Annotated in this window: 6 protein-coding genes and 1 pseudogene; all 7 read left to right on the top strand. The window is 60.1% G+C overall.

What is annotated here, in order from left to right; all coding sequences use genetic code 11:
- Positions 1-583, top strand: a 583-nt coding sequence (gene fnr, locus B3520_RS12860) for a fumarate/nitrate reduction transcriptional regulator Fnr (protein ID WP_286876197.1), incomplete at its 5' end; no start/stop codon positions are given.
- A 39-nt stretch (positions 584-622) separates the two neighbouring features.
- Positions 623-1,216 (top strand): DUF4202 domain-containing protein, encoded by a 594-nt coding sequence (locus B3520_RS12855; protein WP_123637784.1) that lies wholly within the window; start codon positions 623-625, stop codon positions 1,214-1,216.
- A gap of 73 nt (positions 1,217-1,289) precedes the next feature.
- Positions 1,290-1,640, top strand: a complete 351-nt coding sequence (locus B3520_RS12850) for an ArsC family reductase (RefSeq protein ID WP_123637785.1) — start codon at positions 1,290-1,292, stop codon at positions 1,638-1,640.
- 70 nt (positions 1,641-1,710) lie between these two features.
- Positions 1,711-2,745, top strand: coding sequence for a 2,3,4,5-tetrahydropyridine-2,6-dicarboxylate N-succinyltransferase (gene dapD, locus B3520_RS12845; protein WP_123637786.1), 1,035 nt, complete (start codon positions 1,711-1,713; stop codon positions 2,743-2,745).
- A gap of 157 nt (positions 2,746-2,902) precedes the next feature.
- A complete protein-coding gene (gene dapE, locus B3520_RS12840) occupies positions 2,903-4,033 on the top strand; it encodes a succinyl-diaminopimelate desuccinylase (RefSeq protein WP_286805098.1) in 1,131 nt (376 codons plus the stop codon).
- A gap of 33 nt (positions 4,034-4,066) precedes the next feature.
- Complete coding sequence (locus B3520_RS12835) at positions 4,067-5,284, top strand: MFS transporter (RefSeq protein WP_286805100.1); 1,218 nt, start codon at positions 4,067-4,069, stop codon at positions 5,282-5,284.
- 59 nt (positions 5,285-5,343) lie between these two features.
- Positions 5,344-5,753, top strand: a pseudogene (locus tag B3520_RS12830) (hypothetical protein); the annotation flags it as partial.

The raw sequence follows: 5,753 nt of genomic DNA, 5'->3' as shown, positions 1-5,753 counted from the left end.
TGGCGAACATCTCTATCGAGCCGAAGACCCGTTCGACGCCTTGTTCGCAATCCGCTCCGGTGCGGTCAAGGCCTCCACCCTCAACGAACAGGGTGAAGAACAGGTCACCGGCTTCTACTTGCCCGGCGAACTGGTGGGCCTCGACGGCATCGCCGATAACCGGTATACCAACACCGTGGTCGCGCTGGAAACCTCGTCCATCTGTGAAATCCCCTTTGAACAGGTGGAGGATTTGAGCCTCAAAATCCCTTCTCTGCAGCGCAATGTCTTTCAACTGCTCAGCCGGGAGATCACCCAGGATCAGCAGCTGATCAGCCTGCTGAGCAAAAGCAGCGCTGAAGAGCGGGTAGCCACCCTGCTGCTGAGTCTCTCCAGCCGCCATCAGCGCCGCAAGCTGTCGCCCACCGCCTTCCGACTGCCCATGTCACGAACGGATATTGGTAACTTTCTCGGGCTGACCATCGAGACCATCAGCCGGGTGTTCAGTCGCCTGCAGCAGCAGAAAGTGCTGTCTGTCGACAAAAAAGAAATCCATATTCTGGATATGGAGCAACTGCGCCAACTGGCCAGCCAGCGCCACTGACACCGTTTGCCGATCAACCCCACAGGACTGACTCGCCCCATGCCCGATTCACAGACCCGACTCGATCAGACTCTGGCCGCGTTCGACGCCGCCAACGCCGAAGACCCGAACCGGGAAACGGATCAGGGGGAGAGCCACCCCAAAGAGTGGCTGTACGGCCGACGCATGACCGAAACTCTCAACGTCTTCTGTCCGGATGCTTCGGAACCCCTGCAACTGGCCGCGCGCTGCCAGCACATTCGCCGCTGGGAGAGTCCACGCAGCGACTACCCCGACGGCCGGGCCGGTTATAAAAAGTGGCGCAGCCAGCTCGCCCTGCACCACGGCCGGGTGGCCGGTCAGATCATGGCGGAGCACGGCTACGATGAAGAGACCATCCGCCGGGTGCAGGATATGCTGATCAAACGCAACCTCAAGCGCGATCCGGAGGTGCAGACTCTGGAGGATGTGATCTGCCTGGTTTTTCTCAGTCACTACCTGGAAGACTTCGCCCAGAAGCACAATGAGGAAAAGCTGATCGATATCATCCAGAAGACCTGGAACAAGATGTCGGAGAAGGGCCATGAGGCGGCACTGAAGCTGCCGTTGTCGGAGCCGATGGGGCGTCTGATTCACAAGGCGCTGGGTGCATAAAAGGCCGCAATCCCGCCAAACCCACCTTAAAATTTGCTACAATTGCCGGTTTTGCAAAACCGGTGAACATTTCATGGCAGCGATTACCCTCTACGGCATCAAAAACTGCGACACCGTCAAGAAAGCCCGCCGTTGGCTGGACGACCAGGGCGTGGACTACCGGTTTCACGATCTACGCTCCGACGGGCTGACCGAAGCCCAAGTCACCGGCTGGCTGAGCGAGCTGGGAATGGACCTGGTGAACAAACGCAGTACCAGCTGGAAAGCGCTGGACGAAGCCACCCGGGAGCAAATGACCGCTGACAATGCGGCTGCGGTGATTCTCGAGAACCCCACCCTGATCAAGCGTCCGCTGCTTGATACCGGGGATGCCCGCCACGTGGGGTTCAAGGCAGACGATTACACCGCCTGGTTGGCCCACTGAGCGGGCCTCTCGCACTGCATCGCGTTTCTTTCAATTTCCGTATTAACGTAATGACCCACAGGACATGACCATGACTCAACTGTACAGCCTCGGCCTTGGTGTCGGCACCCAGAATCTGAACAACGAGTGGTTGGAAGTTTTCTACCCTCAGCCTCTGCTCAACCCGGCCGAGGCCACCGCTTCCGCCGTGGCCCAGGCGCTGAACTATCAGGGCGGCAACCAAGTGATCGAGCTGGACGTCGACAAGATGCAGGGCCTGGCTGAGGCGCTTGAGCAGGCCGGAGACGATGCCCAGGCGGCCATTGCCCGCTCCTTCATTCACAGCAAGCGTCCGCTGGTCGCGACGCTGCTGGCCGAAGACAGCGCGCCGAAGTCGGTGCCCGAGGGTTACCTGAAGCTGCACCTGATTTCCCATCGACTGGTCAAACCTCACGGTACCGACCTGACCGGTCTGTTTGGTTGCCTGCCCAACGTTGCCTGGACCAATCAGGGCGCGGTGGATCTGGACGAACTGCCGGAGCGTCAACTCCAGGCCCGCTTGGCTGGTGATCTGCTGGAAGTGGCCTGCGTGGACAAGTTCCCGAAAATGACCAATTACGTGGTGCCCAAAGGCGTGCGGATTGCCCACACCGCCCGGGTTCGCCTGGGTGCCTACCTGGGTGAAGGTACCACCATCATGCACGAAGGCTTTGTGAACTTTAATGCGGGCACTGCCGGCCCCGGCATGATCGAAGGTCGTATCTCCGCTGGCGTGTTTGTCGAGTCCGGCTCCGATCTCGGCGGCGGCAGCTCGACCATGGGCACCCTGTCCGGCGGCGGCAACATCATCATTTCCATCGGCAAGGAGTGCCTGTTGGGCGCCAATGCCGGCACGGGCATTCCGTTGGGCGATCGCTGCACCATCGAATCCGGTCTGTACATCACCGCGGGCACCAAGGTGGTAGTCCTGGACGATCAGGGCAATGAGGTGAACACCGTCAAAGCCCGGGAACTGGCCAACCAGTCCGGCCTGTTGTTCCGTCGCAACTCCCTGACCGGTCGGGTCGAATGTGTGACCAACAAGACCGCGGTGCAGTTGAACGAGTCGTTGCACGTTAACAATTAAGTTAGGTTAGGTTACGGCGGATGCGCGCAAAGCGCTTATCCGCCCTACGCAAACCACGGCAATATCCGTGGGGCGGATCGGTCCGACGCCTCGGAGGCCAAAGGCCGCATCCGCCGTTCCCAAAAGCCGCATCCGCCGACACCCCAAGAGACCTGCTATGACCCCCACACTCCAACTCGCCCACGACCTGATCCGCCGTCGCTCGGTCACCCCCGACGACGCCGGCTGTCAGGACCTGATGATCCAGCGCCTGGAGGCCATCGGCTTTCAGGTGGAACGGTTGCGGTTTGAAGAGGTGGACAACTTCTGGGCCACCCGGGGCACCGACGGGCCACTGCTGGCCTTTGCCGGGCACACCGATGTGGTGCCCACCGGCCCGGAAGGTCAGTGGCAACATCCCCCGTTCGAACCGGTGGTCGAATACGGCATGCTGTACGGTCGGGGCGCGGCGGATATGAAAGGCTCTCTGGCCTCCATGGTTGTGGCCTGCGAGCAATTTGTGGCGGAGCATCCAGATCATCAGGGCCGGATCGGTTTTCTGATCACCAGCGATGAGGAAGGCCCCTCGGTGAACGGCACTGTGAAAGTGGTGGAGTGGCTGGAAGCCCGCCAGGAGAAAATCGACTGGTGCATCGTGGGTGAGCCCTCCAGTACCGACCGGGTGGGCGATGTGATCAAGAACGGTCGCCGGGGTTCCCTTGGTGGCATCCTGCGAGTCAAAGGCGTTCAGGGGCATGTGGCCTACCCTCACCTGGCCGACAACCCGATTCACAAAGCCGCCCCGGCGCTCGCCGAGCTGGCGGCACAGGAGTGGGATCAGGGCAACGAATTCTTTCCCGCCACCAGCTTCCAGATTTCCAATATCAACGGCGGCACCGGGGCCACCAATGTGATCCCCGGCGACGTCGAAGTGGTGTTCAATTTCCGCTTTTCCACGGAAGTGACCGAAACGCAGTTGCGTGAACGCACCGAAACGATCCTGAATAAACACCAGCTGAATTACGAGCTCGACTGGAAACTCAGTGGTCAACCCTTCCTGACCGCCGAGGGCGAGCTGGTCGACGCCGTCGTCAAAGCGGTAGAACAGCACACCGGGCAGAAGCCGATACTCTCCACCGCCGGCGGCACCTCGGATGGGCGTTTTATCGCACCTACCGGGGCCCAGGTGGTCGAACTCGGTCCGCGCAATGACACCATTCACAAGGTGGACGAGTGTGTTAAAGCGGAAGATCTGGACACCCTGACCGCGCTCTATCAGAGCACGCTCAAACGGTTGCTCATCCGCTAAAGTCGATCACCTGCTGAAGACCGAGAGGGTACTGTGCAGAATTATTTTCGTTTTATCGCCCAGTCCTGGCCACTGTTGGCGTTTGGGTTTATCAGTATTTTCTGGGGTAACTTCGGGCAGTCGTTTTTCATCAGCTGGTACGGTACGCCCATTCAGGAGTCTCTGGGGCTGTCCGCCGGTCGGTACGGGTCCCTGTATTCCATTGCCACACTGACCAGCGGCCTGCTGATCATGGTGTTCGGGGGGCTGATTGACCGGCTGCCATTGCGTTTCTTTGCCTCCCTTTCTGCCGTGGGGCTCACGCTAGCCGGCATCGTGATGGCGCTGGCCTATCACCCCCTGCTGTTGTTACTCGGACTGTTTCTTCTGCGTTTTTGCGGCCAGGGGCTGCTGCCCCACACCGCACAGACCACCATGGCCCGCTATTTCGACCGGGACCGGGGCAAGGCATTGAGCGTCTCGGCCAGCGGCGTACCGGTCGGCGAGGTGATTCTGCCCATTGCGGCAGTGGCACTGATCACTCTGATCGGCTGGCGGGGCAGTTGGGGCGTCATCGCCCTGCTGACCGTGGTGCTCTACATTCCCCTCATGCTCTGGCTGCTCAAACAGGCCCCGGTGGACACCCGCAGCCGCCCCGCCACTGCGGACGCTGAGGTACTCAAACGCAGCGCCGGGCGGCGGGACATGCTCAAGGATTACCGGTTCTGGCTGGCTCTGCCCACGGTGCTGGGCGGTCCGTTTATGGTGACCGGCATTTTCATCCAGCAGGGTTTTATTCTGGCCGAGAAAGACTGGTCGGCCGCCTGGCTGGCCAGCTGTTTCATTATTTACGGCGTCACCCACTGGGTGGCGCAACTGGTCACCGGCATTCTGATTGATCGCTTCAGTGCCCAGACGGTGCTGCGTTTTGTCCTGGTCCCCCTGACCGGGGCGGTATTTGTACTCGCATACTTGAAAGGCAACTGGGTGGCGCCGCCGTTCATGATGCTGTTGGCCATGACCATTGGCTCCGGCAGTCCCGTGGGGGGTGCGCTCTGGGCCGAGGTGTACGGTACTGCCAAGCTCGGCTCCATCCGCTCCCTGATGAGCTCCCTGATGATCATCTCTACCGCCATCTCACCCTTTCTGTTCGGAGTGCTGATCGACCGGGATCTGACCGCCCTTCAGATTTTCAGCGGCACCGGCTGGGTACTCATTGCCGCCCTGATTCTGGTGCAGTTTTCCTATAAGCCGCAGCAGACAAAACAGTAAGACTTTCCGGATCTCTCGACTCTTGGCATCATGGGTCCTCCACGAATAAAGGAAGGCCCATGCTGACATCACTGCTTCATCAATCCAGCCACTGGTTCAACCGGTTGGCGCTGTGGCCACTTCTGTTTGTCAGCCACTTTCTGGCCGCCAGTCTGCTGGCCTGGCACCTGCTTGCTCAAGTGGACTTCGGGTTTTCCCTGGCCTACCCGCTCCTGGAAATTGATCAGCACATCGAGCGTTTCGGACCGGAAAACCGGTACAAAACCGGGTTTGGCGAGACATCACAGGAAGAGCATGTGCGCCTGTTCGGCGAAATCACCCGCAGCATTCAGAGCAGTGGCGAGGGTCTGGCGGAGATTCAGTACACCCTGCCCAACGGCCAAAGCACCACGCTGATGCGCCTCCCCGAAGTCATTCACCTTCAGGATGTGGCTCGGCTGGTGGATCACTACTATCTGGCGGGCCTGAC

The organism is Marinimicrobium sp. UBA4509 (assembly GCF_002388575.1).
GTDB lineage: Bacteria > Pseudomonadota > Gammaproteobacteria > Pseudomonadales > Cellvibrionaceae > Marinimicrobium > Marinimicrobium koreense.
Note: the sequence above shows the minus strand (reverse complement) of the source record. Positions and strands in the feature narration are given on the sequence as shown.